14 protein-coding genes and 1 other RNA gene are annotated in these 17,393 nt (G+C 39.6%); all 15 read right to left on the bottom strand.

Features of this window, described 5'->3' with window-relative positions; genetic code table 11:
* Positions 1–337: 337 nt before the first annotated feature.
* Positions 338–1,744, bottom strand: coding sequence for a sugar transferase (locus RHS_RS04755; RefSeq protein ID WP_047832479.1), 1,407 nt, complete (start codon positions 1,742–1,744; stop codon positions 338–340).
* Positions 1,745–1,775: 31 nt separating this feature from the next.
* Positions 1,776–2,531 carry a CpsD/CapB family tyrosine-protein kinase gene (locus tag RHS_RS04750; protein ID WP_044292855.1) on the bottom strand — a complete coding sequence of 252 codons (756 nt, stop codon included), beginning with the start codon at positions 2,529–2,531 and terminating at the stop codon, positions 1,776–1,778.
* A gap of 12 nt (positions 2,532–2,543) precedes the next feature.
* Positions 2,544–3,278, bottom strand: a complete 735-nt coding sequence (locus RHS_RS04745) for a YveK family protein (RefSeq protein ID WP_047832478.1) — start codon at positions 3,276–3,278, stop codon at positions 2,544–2,546.
* Between the two features lie 16 nt (positions 3,279–3,294).
* Positions 3,295–4,908 (bottom strand): CpsB/CapC family capsule biosynthesis tyrosine phosphatase, encoded by a 1,614-nt coding sequence (locus RHS_RS30120; RefSeq protein ID WP_395021314.1) that lies wholly within the window; start codon positions 4,906–4,908, stop codon positions 3,295–3,297.
* Between the two features lie 124 nt (positions 4,909–5,032).
* Complete coding sequence (locus tag RHS_RS30115; protein WP_395021312.1) at positions 5,033–7,054, bottom strand: Ig domain-containing protein; 2,022 nt, start codon at positions 7,052–7,054, stop codon at positions 5,033–5,035.
* A gap of 292 nt (positions 7,055–7,346) precedes the next feature.
* Positions 7,347–7,697: a transfer-messenger RNA gene (ssrA, locus tag RHS_RS30110) on the bottom strand.
* 434 nt (positions 7,698–8,131) lie between these two features.
* Complete coding sequence (gene rbr / locus RHS_RS04730) at positions 8,132–8,668, bottom strand: rubrerythrin (protein WP_027293863.1); 537 nt, start codon at positions 8,666–8,668, stop codon at positions 8,132–8,134.
* 148 nt (positions 8,669–8,816) lie between these two features.
* On the bottom strand, positions 8,817–9,050 hold the full coding sequence (locus RHS_RS04725; RefSeq protein WP_027293862.1) for a hypothetical protein: 234 nt from the start codon (positions 9,048–9,050) through the stop codon (positions 8,817–8,819).
* A 103-nt stretch (positions 9,051–9,153) separates the two neighbouring features.
* Positions 9,154–9,618 (bottom strand): SsrA-binding protein SmpB, encoded by a 465-nt coding sequence (smpB, locus tag RHS_RS04720; RefSeq protein ID WP_027293861.1) that lies wholly within the window; start codon positions 9,616–9,618, stop codon positions 9,154–9,156.
* A complete protein-coding gene (gene rnr, locus RHS_RS04715; protein WP_044292858.1) occupies positions 9,619–11,757 on the bottom strand; it encodes a ribonuclease R in 2,139 nt (712 codons plus the stop codon). It abuts the gene before it with no gap.
* A 178-nt stretch (positions 11,758–11,935) separates the two neighbouring features.
* Positions 11,936–12,157, bottom strand: coding sequence for a preprotein translocase subunit SecG (secG, locus tag RHS_RS04710; protein ID WP_377140450.1), 222 nt, complete (start codon positions 12,155–12,157; stop codon positions 11,936–11,938).
* An 81-nt stretch (positions 12,158–12,238) separates the two neighbouring features.
* The gene (gene eno, locus RHS_RS04705) at positions 12,239–13,504 is read right to left on the bottom strand and encodes a phosphopyruvate hydratase (RefSeq protein WP_027293858.1); all 1,266 of its coding nucleotides are present in this window, start codon (positions 13,502–13,504) and stop codon (positions 12,239–12,241) included.
* Positions 13,505–13,565: 61 nt separating this feature from the next.
* Positions 13,566–13,892: a DUF3837 family protein gene (locus RHS_RS04700; RefSeq protein ID WP_044292860.1), complete on the bottom strand. Its 327-nt coding sequence runs from the start codon at positions 13,890–13,892 to the stop codon at positions 13,566–13,568.
* A 104-nt stretch (positions 13,893–13,996) separates the two neighbouring features.
* Positions 13,997–15,538, bottom strand: a complete 1,542-nt coding sequence (gene gpmI / locus RHS_RS04695) for a 2,3-bisphosphoglycerate-independent phosphoglycerate mutase (protein WP_044292862.1) — start codon at positions 15,536–15,538, stop codon at positions 13,997–13,999.
* A gap of 457 nt (positions 15,539–15,995) precedes the next feature.
* Complete coding sequence (locus RHS_RS04690; protein ID WP_044292864.1) at positions 15,996–17,375, bottom strand: NCS2 family permease; 1,380 nt, start codon at positions 17,373–17,375, stop codon at positions 15,996–15,998.
* Positions 17,376–17,393 lie beyond the last annotated feature (18 nt).

Genomic DNA, 17,393 nt, shown 5'->3' with positions numbered 1-17,393 from the left:
CCTGTCACTATAACTCTTTTTAACGACAAACAGCGGAAGATTATATAATCTCCGCTGCGGCACCTCAACCCTCCTTAGTCTGCCAAAACGCTTGATATTCCAAGCTTTTGCTCACTTTTCCGGGTAAGAAAATATGAACTTCGAAGTATAGCCATTCGCCTCACAACTCCTTGTCCCTATTATGCCCTATTCATATTATGCCTCATCCATAAACCAAGGATATAATAAGAAAAATCGTATTCCATCTTCTTACTACAATAATATCCTATAAAAATTTTTGATTAACTCAAATTTAATTCTATAAATATGTATTAATAACTGCCTATTATCCATTCTCTTAACTCGCATGCCTATCCCCAAACAAAACCCCCACCGTCTTCAATAATATCTTCACATCCATCCCAATGTCCCAACTATCAATATACTTAGAATCCAGTTCCACAACCTCTTCAAAATCCGTAATATCACTCCGCCCGCTAACCTGCCAAAGCCCAGTCAGCCCCGGTTTCATACTAAGCCTCTTCTTATGATGTGATTCGTACTGTTGAAACTCCCCCACCGTGGGCGGCCTGGTACCAACCAAACTCATATCCCCCATCAACACATTAAAAAACTGAGGAAATTCATCCAAACTAGTCTTCCGAATAAATTTACCAACCTTTGTGATGCGAGGATCATTATCCATCTTAAACATTATCCCACTCATCTTATTCTGCTTCATAAGCTCTGCTTTCCGTGCTTCCGCATCAATATACATAGAACGATACTTAAACATCTTAAATCGACGTCCATTTCTACCTACCCTCTCCTGCTTAAAGAAAATAGGCCCTGGTGAATCTATCTTTATAAACAGTCCAAGTATAATGGTTAGTAACACCGTAAAAATACTTCCTACCAACCCACCTGCAATATCCATAGCCCTTTTAGCAATATTCTGAATAGGCGAAATCTCTCTTCGGCTGGAAGCCAACGTCGTAAATCCACCTATCCTGATAATTCTCTCATTTGTCAATTCCATCCCAAAGTTAGCCAGATTAATATATAACATACTGCCTATATCACTAACAAGATTTATTAACTTCTGAAAATCATCATTCTTCATATTTCCATCTAAAAAGACAGCATCAACCACATTCTGTATAACATACTGTCGTACCGTACTATGCCCGGCTACCACAGGAACTCCTGCTATCGTTTGCCCTGTCATTTCCTTATCCAGTATTGCACAGCCAAAGACATCATAAAACCAATCGTCATTTTCATTCATGCTTTTCAGTATAGCACCAATCTTATCAGATGTAGTAATCACCAATAGCTTCTGGCTTGTCCCATTACCTTTATGCTTGGTATTAAAATATTCCTTATACCAATAACGAACAATCCAGTCAAATACTATCTCAAGCAAGTAGAATACGATAAATACGGTTCTTGAAAACTCTTTTCCTTTGCCAAGCATATACAGACTCACAATCAGCAGGGCAACTTCAAATGTGCTGATTTTTAACACATTCCGAAATTCCCTGTAGTGTCCTCTGTGAGACATATCCTTATAGGGATCTAAAATTTTAACCAGTACAACCCGCAATACTACAAGCAAAAAGTACCCCAGCAAAAACACACTGCTCTGAAATAATGCTATACTGCCTGTTCTTAAATAGATACATAAGAAATAAACTGCCGTTAGTATCGCAAACTCAATTATTGCTATATAAGTTCTATATAATTTATTTGCACGTGGGTTCATTCATAACTCTCCCGTTTCCTATTAATATAATCTAATTTCCCGCTACTGCCTCTTTTGCTGCATTTTGAACATCTTTTTCCCCATAACCATAGCCATAATAACCGCCATACTTTTTACCATAATATTTTCCATAATAACGGCCATAATAACCTTTTCCATCCATATCAACTTTATTTAATACTGCACCTAGGATTTTACAACCGCTCTTCTCCAACTGCTGTTTTACCTTCTGCGCAAATTTATAACTAATAATATCAGCTTCAATTACAAATACAGCACCATCGCTAACTGTGGAAACAATCGCTGCATCAATAATGCTTCCCAATGGAGGACAATCAATAAATATGTATTCATACTCCGGACGTAACCGGGCGATTAATTCTTCAAATTTATCACTACCCAGCAATTCTGATGGGTTCGGAGCCACTGGCCCCGTAAAGATAAAGTCCATATTTTCTATATTTGTACCGCACAGACAATCATCCAATGCACATTGTCCGGTCAGATACTCTGATAAACCTTGAACCTTTTTATCCGCCTGATATCTTGCAACAGTTACTGATTTACGAATATCTGCATCGATCATCAATACTTTCTTCCCAGCCTCTGCCATAGAACTGGCAAGACGGAAGACTAATGTTGATTTTCCTTCGTTGGGAAGGCAGCTTGTAAATGAAACAACTTTTATTTTTTCTCCACAAAATTGAATATTCGTACGTAAAGTTTTGTATGCTTCACTTGACTGGAAATTTAGTGCATCTATTTTTTCAAAATTTACTTTTTTCATAATCTCTTCTCCTTACCGCCTGAATGGTAATTTTCTCTGTCTGGATTGTTTCTTACTTTTATCACCAGTTGGTATTGTTCCTAATGTTGTGATTCCAAGATACTTCTCAATGTCATCTGCTGTTTTAATGGTATCGTCCATCATAAAGATTAATATTATAATAAATGCTGCAACTACTGCTCCTAAGAGACCGGCAATGGCACAATTTTTAACTGTACTAGGACTACTTTTTGTCTCTGCTATATGACCTTTCTCGACAATACTTGGTTTGTCTTCCTGCTTCATAATATCTGCAATACGATCAGAAGCAACTTCAGCTACTTCATCTGTAATTGTCTTCGCCATTTTTGGATCCGGGTCTGTCACTGTAATTGTTATAATTCGTGTATCAGCCGGATTTGAGATCTCAATCTTCTTTAACAGCTCTTCATATTTCAGATCAAGTTTCAGATTTTTGATTACTTCTTCCAGAACCGGACGGCTCTCCACTAATATAGAATAATCTTTTGTTAGCTGTGATCCCATCTGTATATCTGCCAGGGATGTGATGCTTGTTGACTTTGTCAAAATATACAACATTGATGAAGATTTAAACTGGGGTGTAATCATTGTCTTTGTAAATATTCCGGCAACTCCGGCACATACTACCATTGCCAATACTATAATCCAAAATTTGTGCAAGAGGACAAAGAATATCTCTTTTAAGTCAATTTCCACTTCGTCGTTTTGTAATTGATTGGTTTCCATTCGTAATTACCTTTCTCTAAATGTATTTATTTTGTAAAATGCATTCTGGATTGTCTACTAACATTTTTTTAATCTGCGCAGAATCGCAGATGGTTCCCAGATGCTGCAATGACTCTTTGATTTCCGGAGTGCGGTGACCTGCATCATGGCAATCTGTTGCCAGGAAATCAATATCGCCATTTTTTATCAATTTCAAGTGCCTTTTCACACTTGCATGATTCATTTGAAGTAATGCCCCTGCGTTTTTCAGTTCTTTTAAATTCTGGGGATTATCCATTACATTTTTATAACGCTCTACGTGGGCAATGATTGGAATATATCTTGCACGTAAAAATCCTGCTGCCGCTTCATAAATCTTACGATAGGATTCATCTGTCCTGAATTCTACCAGTACATAGCGGCTGCCTGCCAGGGTTAATGCCTTCCCCTCTTCTACTCTTCTGATGATTCCATCTGAACAGAATAACTCGTTTCCTAAGTATAGATCAAAATCAGGGTATTTTTCATGGATCCTATTTTGAGTATTTTGTAAAATTTCTTCTAACTCTACTTTACTTTTTTTATGATGTCCGATATGGTAATGCGGGGTTGCAATCATTTTACGTGTTCCCTGCTGGTACGCAATGTCTACCATTTTCATTGTCGTTTCCATATCTTTCGAACCATCATCTACACCTGGTAAAATGTGGCTATGCATGTCTATGTAATTTGTTACGTCTATTTTAGATCCTTTTACGCTTCTGCGAATCTTGCGTATAGCCAGTATTACAACAATGATACCCAAGACTATCAATACACCAATCGCTGCTACAGGACCTTTATTTGCAAGGATGCTGGTTAAGCTGTTTCCTTTATTTTCTTTGTTAATTGCAGATGGATCATTTTTTTCGGTAAGACCTTTTGTCCCTTCTGCATTCTTAATTAATGAATCTATGTAATCCTGCTCTTCTTTAGATGTATCTGTGTATACATTATCATCCAAGAGTTCAGATTTTTTCTTTTTCTCTGCTATATCTGTTTCTTTTTGACTTTTATTCGATGCATCTTTGGAATCTTTGCTATCTCTATCGCCTTTACTATCATCTGAATTTATAGATGCAGATGCATTTTTATCTGATGTATCTGAATTTGAATTGTCTTTTCCATCGCCCGCTGCATTTGCTCCGCCTTCATTTGTGTCACTTCCCGGTTTGTCTGTATCCGTCTTATCTTTATCATTCTTATTATTCGGTTTCTTCTTATCGCCTGTTCCCGAACCGTTTCCATTGCCGTTATCGCTTCCTGATGTATCAGGTTCTGTTGAAGGCTGTCCCGTTCCCGAATCTCCTCCATCCGTTGGAACCAGATATCCCTGATTCACTCCGCTGCCCACAGAAGCATACATCTGCCCTATTAATTCGTCAGCCTGCGCCTGTGTCAAGTCTACCCCATCTTCGGCCAGCTTCGCCTGCAGCATTCCAAGATATTCGCTTCCTGCCACATATGTTCTTCCATTATAGGTAAATGTCCCGCTTGCCGCTCCTATGATACTCGATTCCGGTCCATTTATGTCACCAGCGTATACTGTCATCGTCATTGCTGCCGATAGTAGTATGGGTGCAAATATAATGGGGGTTTTCCACTTTTTCATTTAAGGTTCCTCCGTCTGTCCTGGATAACTTTTCCTGCCAATCCTATTTCAGGTAAAAAGCAGAGGCACCATTTTCAGGCACCTCTGCCTTCTAACTTTGGTTTAAAATATCAACTGATATTTGTTATTGTACTACTACAAGGTAATTTCTGAATACTTCATAAATTGTATTAGCAACTTCAGGTGAATTTTTAATTACTAATTCTCCTGCGTTATTTGTACCAACTGCAGCTTTAGTTCCATTGATATTAAATACGATCTGACTATCTTTTAAGGAAATATTCGTTATATTAGATTTTGAAACACCTCTTTCAACAAATAGTCCGCCATCAAATTTATATTCTTTGTCGCCTAAAGCTATTAATCCTGTACTAATGCCATCAATAAGTTTCTGGATCTGATCTGAATTCACACCACGAGCAAAGGTGAGTTTCACTACATCAAATGACTTACCGTTTAACATTGGGAACATATCTTTTCCATCTTTTGTAAATGTAAATCCATCTTTTCCTAATGTAACATTATAAGTCTGTCCATTCATAACAACATTGAAAGCTTTTGCAAACTCTGGGAAGTTACTCTTTGCAGCCGTAACTAAATCCCCAACAAAACGATTCAATGTTTCTCTGATTTCCGAAGTCTTATTTTCATCCCAGGACATTTTTCCATTCACATACAATTCAATTGTGTTACCTGTACTAACATTTTTCTTAACCGCTAATTTGTTAATAGTAACACCATTTACTTTTACATCTGCAGAAGCTGTCTTTTTACCATCTGCTGTCGTAACCGTAATTTTTGCAGTACCGGCTGCCTTAGCACTTACAAGACCGGTAGAAGAATTAACAGCTGCAACATTTGGGTTGCTGGATACAAATGTAACATTTTTGTTACTTGCATTTTGTGGAAGGACATTTGCCGTTAACTGAGCTGTTACATCTCCAAATGTACTGTCAGTAGAAAGTACTAAATTTGAAGTATTAAGCGTAACACCCGTTACAGGCTGAACAACCTTAACCGTAACCTTGCCATAAACTTTGTTCAAATTACCATCTGTAATCTTAACTGTAATTGTAGCTGTACCAGGTCCAACAGGTTTTACCATTGCAACACCTTTGCTGGTTTTTTCTACAATCGCAACTGCCTTATTACTGGTAGAATAAGATGTCGTTCTAACAGTTGCATCAGAAGGATTAGTTACAGCAGTCAGTTTTGTTCTTGCTCCACCAACTGTTAAAGTACTTCTTGTAGCTTTTAAATCAACACTCTTAACGTTAACGGTATCATGTACTTTTACTCTGATTGTAGTACTCTTCTTACTTCCGTCTTTTGCTGTAATGGTAATTGTAGCAGTTCCTATGCTTCTTGCAGTTACAATATCATTACTGCTTACTGTTGCTACTTTCGAATTACTGGTCTTAAAAGAAAGATCTTTGTTCGTAGCACTGGAAGGAGATACTTTTGGGCTTAACAAAAGTTTTCCTCCAACACCCAATTCAACCGTTTTTCTTTCTGGTACAATAGAAGATACATAGCGAGGTCTAACCTCTACTGAGATTTTCGTCCATGCATCTGAACCATTTTTGAATCCATCATAAGCTTTAACTGTAATAGTTGTTTTACCAATTTTCTTTGCTGTGATAACACCATCTTTGCTAACGCTTATAATCTTGCTATTGTAGTTTTTGTAACCCCAACGATCAAATACTGCTGTATCCGGAGAATATGTAGGATTGATTGATGCTTTTTTCCCAACATATAATTTAAAACTCTTTTTACTAGCAGACACTGTTTTAACTTTTTGTCTCACATTCAGCGTAATCGTATCTGTTTTTGTTTTATCAGATTTTGAAGTTACCGTGATTGTAGCTTGACCCGGATTTTTACAGGTAACGCGACCCTTTTCATCAACGGAAGCAACAGACTTTTTACTGGACTTATAAGTCACAGCCTTGCTGCTATTATCCGTTACAGAAACTTTGGCTTTCAGATCTACTATCGTATAACCTTTCTTTAACCAAACAACTGCGCTTGATTCTGTGGTCGGTTTAGTAATTCTTACTCTCTTAACAGCAGCATTCGCAGTTAATCCGAAGAACAACGACATAACCATAATCACCATGATGCTTTTCGTGATTCGTTTCATAACACTACCTCCTTATAATTTTTTGCCTTGGCATATTTTGTCGGATGCTCGTTCTCCAACTACAGAGTTATTATCCTACTTTTTGGTGAATATGTCAATCCCCGCCAATTGTCATTTATGTCATAAACGTGGTTGTTTGTTACATTTCCCTTATTTGCAATTGTATAAATTTTTATACAATAATGTGCAACCGGAATTATGAGAAACATATGTAATTCATACCAGAATAGTGGGTTTTTACACAAAAAAAAGCTATAGCCTCTGTTATCGTTCAGAACCTATAGCATTTTATAGATGGAGCTGAGGGGAATCGAACCCCTGTCCGAAAGCCTATTCATTGAAGCATCTCCCATCACAGTCATTAATTTAACATTCCCTCTATCTGCCGCTTAATGACAAGCTGCAGACTTTAGTAGCTTCATAAGTTCTTTTATTCCCTCAAAGCTTTGGAAACAAAGTGCCTCACATTATTTGATGCCGGTGACTTAAGCTGTGAGTGACCCAAGGCCGACAAGCAGCATTAGGCTGCTGCTAACGAATAATTATCGTCTGCGTTTATATTTTTTGTCCGGTTTGCTGCGTGGTCCCGGCCCACGGATGGCTTCTCCAATTGCAAAACCCCCGTCGAAACCAGTACAACCCCTGATCAGGTGTATTTGGTTTTGCAGACGTTTGCATTTTAGAAATATAAATTAATATTTATGTTTCTCAGTTGTTCCATTATAGTTGATATTGTTAGGAATGTCAAGGTTATTCAGATATTTTGTATTAACATATTATGTAAACCTTTATCATATGCGAAAATGCTGCGCTTAAATAATTACCACGCAGCATTTTCAACATTATTTCGATATCTATTCCATATCTTTGATTACTATATATCTCACGTTACAATATGTTATATCACGTTTCGTTCATTTATTTCGTTTCGCTATTTTACTGTGTTTCATTATATTTAAATATATTCCAACTCATATCCGCTGCACACTAATTATCATTCCGATAACTTATTTCTTCCTATTATATATGCACACAGATTTACCCGTTTTATTCTTAATAAAATTTATGTAATGATTTTTAGAAGTTTTTAGCCTGGATCTGGAAATAAGCTTGTGGATGAGAACATACCGGACATACTTCCGGAGCATCTGTACCATAGTGGATATGTCCACAGTTGGAACACTGCCAAGCTACTTCTTCACCTTTAATGAATACTTTGCCTTCTTCGATATTTGCTAACAATTTACGATATCTTTCTTCATGCTCTTTTTCGATTTTTGCTACTTCTTCAAACCAGTATGCAATCTGATCAAAACCTTCTTCTTTTGCTTCTTTTGCAAAGGTTGCGTACATGTCAGTCCATTCGTAGTTTTCGCCTTCTGCAGCATCTTTTAAATTTGTAAGGGTATCCGGCATACCGTCATGTAATAATTTAAACCACATTTTTGCATGTTCTTTTTCGTTATCTGCTGTCTCTAAGAAGAGATTTGAGATCTGAACATATCCTTCTTTTTTTGCCTTGCTTGCATAATATGTATATTTGTTCCTTGCCTGGCTTTCACCTGCAAATGCTGCCTGTAAGTTCGCTTCTGTTCTTGATCCTTTTAATTCCATGTGTAAAATCCTCCTTTGTATTTTTTAATATCAGTAACTATTACTATTTTAATATAGCACCATTTCTATATTTTGTCAATTAGATTAGAAAATATATTTCCAATAATTCATTACATTTGAAAACCTTTAATCGAAAAATATATTTTCTTTAATCCAGTCCGAGAATTTCTGATAATACTTCAATGATGATTTCATTGGTACAGGATTTAACATATCCCATCATGTTCAGCATGATCTCGTCGTTTTTCTGGGATTCTGTTAACTGATCATTGTGTTTCACCTGATCCAGCAGTACGATCAGCTGAGGTGATAATTCTTCATAAGTTTCTAAAGTAGCCTGGGTTACCAGTTTTGTCAAGTCTTCTTTTGATGTGGGTACCATACCGATTTCCTCCTGCATACGCTCTTATTTGGCTCTTATTTGGCTCTTGTTGGGTTCTTTTCTGGCTCTTTTCTGGTACTAAACAAATTTTATGTGATCTCTTCTACAGGTTCCGGATCTTAAATTCCTTCTCTGCTTCTCTTCTCTGATCTTTTTTTGCTATATCCTGTCGTTTATCATAGAGTTTTTTACCTCGGGCAAGTCCGATTTCCACCTTTACCAGACTTCCTTTAAAATAAACCTTAAGCGGAACCAGTGTAAATCCCTTTTCTTTCATTTTACCGGTCAGCTTGTTGATTTCAAAGCGGTGTAATAAAAGCTTTTTCACCCGCAGCGGATCTTTATTAAAAATGTTTCCTTTCTCATAAGGACTGATATGCATTCCATATATGAATACTTCGCCGCGATCAACGCGGACGAAGGATTCTTTGATACTGCATTTCCCCATGCGAAGGGATTTTACTTCTGTTCCATGCAGAGATATGCCTGCTTCATAGGTATCTTCTATAAAATAATCATGAAACGCTTTTTTATTATTTGCTATCAGTTTAATGGATTGTGCTCCCACTTAACTTTCTCCCCCTTCTTCTGCGATCTCAAAATCGATGGTGCGGCTCTGTCGGTCGCAGTCTATTACCTTTACGGTTAATTTCTGTCCAAGTTTATATATTTTACCGGTGTCTACACCGAACATTTCATAAGTTTCTTCCTTATAATAATAGCGGTCGTCGTACATATGAGTAACATGAACCATACCCTCTATGGTATTTGGCAGCTCTACATACAGACCCCAGCTTGTGATTCCGGAAATAACACCTTGGAAACACTGACCTATACGGGCTTCCATATATTCCACTTTTTTCAGCTTATCTGTCTCCCGCTCTGCCTCATCCGCACGGCGTTCCATTTTACTGGACTGATCGGCAACCTGGGTCAGAATTCCATCATAATGTTTGATCCTGCCGTTATTCATTCTGCCACGAAGATTGTCTTTGATGATACGGTGGATCTGAAGATCGGGATAGCGGCGTATCGGTGACGTGAAATGGCAGTAGTACTGCGCTGCCAAACCAAAATGTCCGGTACATTCCGGTGTATATTTCGCCTGTTTCATAGAACGCAGAGTTAATCTGCTGATCATGGCTTCTTCCGGCGAATCTTCGATTCTTGCCAGCAGTTTTTGCAATTCTTTGGGATGGATATCATTTTTGCTGTTTTTAATTCCATATCCGAAGTTGTTGATAAACAATGCCAGCTTTTCTATTTTTTCTGGATCCGGTGTGTCATGGGTACGGTATACAAAGGGAAGTTCCTGCCAGTAATAGTCTTCTGCTACGGTTTCATTTGCCAGCAGCATGAAATCTTCTATAATTTTAGTCGCTATATTGCGGTCGTATGGTTTGATTTCCTGGGGCTTTCCTTTTTCATCCAGAATAATCTTAGTCTCCGGGAAGTCAAAGTCGATGGAACCTCTCTGCTTTCTCTTCTCCCGCAATAGACCTGCCAGTTCCTGCATGAGTTCAAACATTGGTACCAGTGATTCATATTCTAAGCGTTCTTCTTCATCCTGCTCTGTCAGGATTTTCTTTACGCTGGTATAAGTCATTCTTCGGTCTACGTTAATCACAGTTTCTGCTATTTCATGACTGATGACGTTTCCTTTTTCATCCACATCCATGATACAGCTCAGTGCCAGTCTGTCTACACCCTGATTCAGGGAACAGATTCCGTTGGACAATTTGTGAGGAAGCATAGGTATTACCCGGTCTACCAGATAAACGCTGGTACCTCTTTTTAAGGCTTCCCGGTCTAATGCACTGTTCTCTTGTACATAATTGGTTACATCCGCTATATGAACTCCCAGATGATAAATATTTCCTTCTTTTGTAAGGGAAATGGCATCATCCAAATCTTTTGCATCTTCACCGTCAATGGTTACTGTCTGCAAATCACGCAGATCTTTTCTGCCTTCCATATCACCATCTATGATTTCATCGGGCATGCGCTGTGCCTGATTCATTACTTTTTCCGGAAAATCAAGGGGCAGCTCATAGGCATAAACGATGGAAAGGATATCCGTTCCCGGATCATTTATATGCCCGATAATTTCTTTGACTTTTCCTTCCGGATTTTTCGTTTTTGTACCGTAATCTGTGATTTCTGCAACTACCTTATGCCCGTTCACAGCCCCTTTTGAGCGCTCAATAGGGATAAAGATATCTTTGGTCAGCTTTAAATTATCAGGTACGACAAAGCCAAAATTTTTACTCTGCTGATAGGTTCCGACTACTTCCTTCATGCCATGTTCCAGAATCTTAATAATGGCACCCTCCTGTCGTTTTCCGTTCTTTCCCGGAACAAGCGCTACCTGCACTGTATCCTGATGTACTGCTCCTTCGGTTGCAGTTTCCGGGATAAAAATATCTTCTTCCCTGCCTTCGATCTCTACAAATCCAAATCCTTTTGGATGTCCGATAAATTTCCCTACAAGGGATGTATCCTCTGCTTTTTTATATTTGCCCCTTTTGGATATTTCAATTTTTCCTTCCCGGATTAACTCTTCCAGTACCAGTTCCAGCGCCGGGCGGTCTTCTTTTGTAACCTGAAGTAAGATCGCGATTTCTTTAATCTTCATCGGAATGTATTGTTTATCACAAATCATATCGTATATGACTTTCTTTCTCTTATCTAATAATTCTTGATTCATTCATTTTCTCTCTTTCTTAGTTGGCAGCATCTGCTTGTTTATTTTTACGGTGCCCGGTAAATCTGTCTGCCTGAAACCTACCCGCCGGCACAACCTTAGATACACTGACTATATTCCATGTTTTTCGACATGGTTTAAAAAAACACCCTTGCAGTAACTACAAGAGTGTCTTCTAACTTTAAAACTTAAGATTCAATACTACTGACAGCACGATAAATCCAATTGCCAAGAACTTGGTGGATTTAACAAGCGCACCTTCTACGGAGCGTCCTTTGTTCTTGCCCCAGTAAGTATCTGCCATTCCACCAATTGTACCAAGTCCTGCTGACTTGCCTTCCTGCATCAATACAATTACTGTCAACGCAATACATACTAAGATATAAATTATAGTAAGGATCATTTTTAAAACTTCCACGCTCTGCACCTCCTATGTTAAACGACAATATTGAGTTTACCACAGGCTGGAAAAAAAGTCAATAATTTAAAAATTTTCCTCGATACGAAGGAGCTGATTATACTTGGCTACCCGCTCACTCCTGCACGGTGCTCCTGTTTTGATCTGCCCCGCTCCCGTTGCAACTGCTATATCCGCGATGATGGTATCTTCTGTCTCTCCGGAACGATGGGAAATAATCGTACGGTATCCTGCCCGCTGCGCCATGTAAATGGCCTCAAATGCTTCTGTCAGCGTACCAATCTGATTGACCTTGACTAAGATTGCATTTGCCGCTCCCAGCTCAATTCCTTTTTTCAAACGTTCGGGATTAGTAACAAATAAATCATCCCCAACCAGCTGAATCCGGTCACCCAATTCCTGCGTCAGCTTCTGCCAGCCTTCCCAGTCATCCTCAAACAAACCGTCTTCAATAGATACAACCGGATATTTATCCGTCATCTCCTTGTAGTACTCTATCATCTCATCTGCCGTACGTTCTACCCGGTGCCCCTTCATCTGGCTTTCACCCGGAAAATAATAAACTCTCTTCTTTTCATCGTATAGTTCAGATGCTGCTGCATCAATGGCTATAACAATGTCCTTTTTCATCTGGTAGCCGCTTTTTTCCACTGCCTCTATCAGCAATTCTATCACTGCTGATGCATCCGGCAGATCCGGTGCGAATCCGCCCTCGTCTCCGACACCGGTAGACAGTCCTTTGGCTTTAATAATTTTCTTTAGATTGTGATAAATTTCCGAGCACATCTGCAATCCGTCATGAAAGCTTTTCGCTCCTTTGGGCATAATCATAAATTCCTGAAGATCTACGGTGTTATCTGCGTGACATCCGCCATTTAACACATTCATCATCGGAACCGGAAGTTCTCCCGCCTGCATTCCGCCCATATAACGAAACAAAGGCAGTTTCAGTGACTGGGCAGCTGCTTTGGCAACTGCCATGGAAACTCCCAATATGGCATTTGCTCCAATTCTCGATTTATTCCTGGTTCCATCTTCTCTTAAAAGTATTTTATCAACCGTAGTCTGCTGCAGCACGTTTTCACCGATAACTGCATCAGCCAGGATTGTATTCACATGATGTACTGCCTGGGAAACACCCTGTCCCAGATAACGTTCTTCCCCATCCCTAAGTTCCATCGCTTCGAACTGTCCGGTAGATGCTCCAGAAGGAACCGCTGCCCTTCCAATCGCACCGCCTTCCGCCAGTACTTCCACTTCCACTGTAGGATTTCCCCTGGAATCCAGGATCTCTCTTCCGTAAACATCGACAATTGGTATATATTCAAACATAGAACATTGCCCTCCTTTAGAGAGTAGTGTGCCCATTTATTTCATAAAATAATCAAAAAAATCAGTGCATGCCCATATCAAATATCTCACGGAGCTCATCCGTCACTTCCCCTTCCACCTTGCAGGAAAGGAGCAAATGTATAAGCCTCTTATTTACGGCATCCTCCTGATACTCCTCCTTCACCGCTTCCAGTTCCGGAAACAAAACCTCCTTCATCTCCGCCACAGAGTCCAAAGACCGAAACTTCTCCACAAATCTTTCACCCAGCCCAATTACCTTCACTGCCACACCCGCCGCACAGCAAAACTCCGCCGGCGAAATCAAAGGACTCTCCGATTTACATTTCAGCTTAATCATAATAGCCGATTTCACAATATCCTTTACCATATCCAAAACCTCCGTCAAATATTCAAATAAATCTGCACTTTTAAATATATAAACAGGAGCGCCCGCACCTTTCGGTGCATCACGCCCCCTTGCATAAGAATCCCTTATTTTTTGATCAGCAACGATTTCCCTGTCATCTCCGCCGGCTTCTTCATCCCCATCATTTCAATTAATGTAGGTGCAATATCAGCCAGGCATCCGCCTTCTTTCAATGTATAGTCCTTATCATAATTTACCAGAATGAACGGAACCGGATTTGTTGTATGTGCAGTAAACGGAACTCCTGTTACATAATCAACTAACTGCTCTGCATTTCCATGGTCTGCGCAGATGAACATCTGTCCATTTACTTCTTCAAGAGCTGCCACGGTTCTTCCAACACATGCATCAACTGCCTCAATTGCTTTAATAGCTGCATTTTCTACACCAGTATGTCCAACCATATCCGGATTTGCAAAGTTAATGATGATCACATCGTATTTATCCGATTTGATTGCTTCAACTAACTTATCACAAACTTCATAAGCACTCATCTCCGGTTTTAAATCATAGGTAGCAACCTTTGGAGATTTTACAAGAATTCTGTCTTCACCTGCATTTGGCTCTTCTTTTCCTCCGTTAAAGAAGAAAGTAACATGTGCATATTTTTCTGTTTCTGCAATTCTGGCCTGTGTCAGATGATTTTCAGCCAGGAATTCGCCAAATGTATTGGTAATTGCCACTTTATGGAAAGCTACTTCTTTATGAGGAATTGTTTCATCATAATCCGTAAAGCAAACATAAGTCAGATCTAATCTTTTTTCACGTGGAAAGCCATCGAAATCATCACAGCAGAAAGCACGGGTAATTTCTCTTGCACGGTCCGGTCTGAAGTTAAAGAAGATTACGGAATCTTTATCTTGGATGGTTGCAACCGGTGCTCCGTCTTTTACCATTACGGTAGGAAGTACGAATTCATCTGTCTTGTCTGCGTCATAGGATTTCTGAACGCCGCAGGGTCCGCACTCAGCGGTCTCTCCTTTGCCATTTACCATAGCATTATAAGCCAGTTCCACTCTGTCCCATCTGTTATCTCTGTCCATTGCATAATAACGTCCCATTACAGATGCGATCTCGCCAACGCCGATCTCTTTCATTTTGTCAGCTAACTGTTCCACATATCCTTTACCGGAAGAAGGAGGTGTGTCACGTCCGTCCAGGAAGCAGTGTACATATACTTTCTCAAGGCCTTCTTTCTTAGCCAGCTCTAACAGACCATATACATGTGTATTGTGGCTGTGAACTCCGCCATCGGATAATAAACCAAACATATGGAGTGCCGTATTATTTTTCTTTGCATTTCTTACTGCATCTAATAATGCTTCATTTTTGAAGAAATCACCATCCTGAATCTCTTTGGTGATTCTGGTAAGCTCCTGATATACAATACGTCCGGCGCCCATGTTCAGATGTCCTACTTCTGAATTACCCATCTGGCCTTCCGGAAGTCCAACTGCCATTCCGCTTGCCTGACCTTCTACAAACGGGCATTCAGCCATTAACTTGTCCATTACCGGAGTGTTTGCTTCTGCTACTGCATTTGCCTGCTCCTTCTTATTCAATCCATATCCATCAAGTATCATCAAAACGGTTGGTTTCTTACTCATGATATTTTCTCCTTTATTTAAATAAATTATTAACGTTCTCAAAAGCTTATTTTACATGATGGTTGGGCTTCTTGTCAACAATACCCCCGATTAATTTTTGCAAAGTGAAATATTTCATCAACTACACCAATTTATTGCCTTACTTACCTTATGTGTACGCAAAATTGCCTTCCTCACAAATCATCTGCATAAATTAAAACAGGTATTGTAATTCTCCTGCCGGATCATACAATACCTGTTTTACAGCTGTAAATTTGGATTGGCAACGCTTTACCCCCTCGAGCTTACAATTTCATCGTCCAGCATGTTATACCCCCAGGGTCCCACCATGCTGAGAAAACCAGCTTTCTATCAATAAACTGCATCCTGGAAAGAGAATGGTCCGCCCCCTTCTCTTTCCAGGCACTACATCTGTCTGCAAAGCGTCCCTATATCCATAAAACCTATCCCTAAATCCTTATAAGAACAAATATTTCAGGATAAATAATACCGCTAAAATGTACATAATAACGCTCATCTTCTTACGTTCTACCTTCTTAGATGCCAGGTGAAGTGCCACGTAAGAGATCATTCCCATTGCGATACCTTCTGAAATACTATAGAAGAATGGCATTGCTGCAATACAGATAAATGCCGGAATTCCTTCTCTCATATCATTGAAATCGATCTTGGTTACATTGGAAAGCATAAAGAATCCTACCATGATCAATGCCGGTGCTGTAGCGAAAGACGGAATTGCAAGAAAGATTGGAGACAGGAACAACGCTAATCCGAACAGTACTGCTGCTACTACCGCTGTGAGTCCCGTACGGCCTCCTTCTGAAACTCCGGTTGCGCTTTCAACATATGTGGTAGTGGTGGACGTTCCAAATACCGCACCTGCCGTTGTAGCTACTGCATCCGCCATCAATGCACCTTTGATATGCGGCAGTTTTCCGTCTTTATCTAACATGTCTGCCTTTGTTGCAAGTCCAATAAGTGCCCCCAGGGTATCAAACAAGTCTACGAACAACAAAGCAAACACTACCATGGCAAACTGTCCGATCTGCATACCGGAAAAGCTCATTTTAAAGAATACCGGTGATATATCGGGAATGGATATTCCGCCGCTGAAATCCGGAATTAAAGAAAACAGTCCGATTTCCGCATTGGGAACATATAAGCCGGTGAGCTGGCAAACGATCCCCAAAAGCCAGGTAATCAGCATTCCCCACAGAATATTTCCTTTTACCTTACGGACCACCATAATTGCTGTAATGATAATACCGATAATTGCTAATAACACTGTAATCCCAACATCCTGGAAACTTCCCATTCCTTCATTAAGCCCCTGGAATTTTTTCATTGAAAACAGGGTAACCAAAGTTGATCCCCCTAATACCAGGTGGCAATTCTGCAATCCGATAAATGCGATGAACAAACCAATTCCCACGCTCACGGCATGTTTTAAAGTCATAGGGATTGCATCAAACAACGCTTCTCTGATTTTAACTGCCGAAAGAAGAATAAAGATAATACCTTCTACAAAGACTGCGGCCAGCGCTACCTGCCAGCTGTATCCCATATCAGCCACAATGGTATAGGCAAAATATGCATTTAATCCCATTCCCGGGGCTAATACGAATGGATAATTTGCGAATAACGCCATACACAGTGTTCCTACCAAAGAAGCAAGGGCTGTTGCAGTGAAGACTGCGCCTTTGTCCATACCGGTGCTTGACAAAATATTCGGGTTTACTGCTAAAATATAGGCCATAGCCATAAATGTGGTAATACCTGCGATGATTTCCGTTTTTACATTCGTATGATTTTCTTTTAATTTAAATAGTTTTTCCACGTTTTCTCTTCCATCCTG

Origin of the sequence: Robinsoniella sp. RHS, from assembly GCF_001029355.1 — a bacterium.
GTDB classification, from domain to species: Bacteria; Bacillota; Clostridia; order Lachnospirales; family Lachnospiraceae; genus Robinsoniella; species Robinsoniella peoriensis.
This window is presented reverse-complemented; position numbering and strand designations above follow the sequence as displayed.

Coding starts and splice junctions, on each gene's coding strand:
- RHS_RS04755 (WP_047832479.1), bottom strand. CDS start 1,744: ATGAACCCACGTGCAAATAAATTATATAGAACTTATATAGCAATAATT.
- RHS_RS04750 (WP_044292855.1), bottom strand. CDS start 2,531: ATGAAAAAAGTAAATTTTGAAAAAATAGATGCACTAAATTTCCAGTCA.
- RHS_RS04745 (WP_047832478.1), bottom strand. CDS start 3,278: ATGGAAACCAATCAATTACAAAACGACGAAGTGGAAATTGACTTAAAA.
- RHS_RS30120 (WP_395021314.1), bottom strand. CDS start 4,908: ATGAAAAAGTGGAAAACCCCCATTATATTTGCACCCATACTACTATCG.
- RHS_RS30115 (WP_395021312.1), bottom strand. CDS start 7,054: ATGAAACGAATCACGAAAAGCATCATGGTGATTATGGTTATGTCGTTG.
- rbr (WP_027293863.1), bottom strand. CDS start 8,668: ATGGAATTAAAAGGATCAAGAACAGAAGCGAACTTACAGGCAGCATTT.
- RHS_RS04725 (WP_027293862.1), bottom strand. CDS start 9,050: ATGGTACCCACATCAAAAGAAGACTTGACAAAACTGGTAACCCAGGCT.
- rnr (WP_044292858.1), bottom strand. CDS start 11,757: ATGAATCAAGAATTATTAGATAAGAGAAAGAAAGTCATATACGATATG.
- secG (WP_377140450.1), bottom strand. CDS start 12,157: ATGATCCTTACTATAATTTATATCTTAGTATGTATTGCGTTGACAGTA.
- eno (WP_027293858.1), bottom strand. CDS start 13,504: ATGTTTGAATATATACCAATTGTCGATGTTTACGGAAGAGAGATCCTG.
- RHS_RS04700 (WP_044292860.1), bottom strand. CDS start 13,892: ATGGTAAAGGATATTGTGAAATCGGCTATTATGATTAAGCTGAAATGT.
- gpmI (WP_044292862.1), bottom strand. CDS start 15,538: ATGAGTAAGAAACCAACCGTTTTGATGATACTTGATGGATATGGATTG.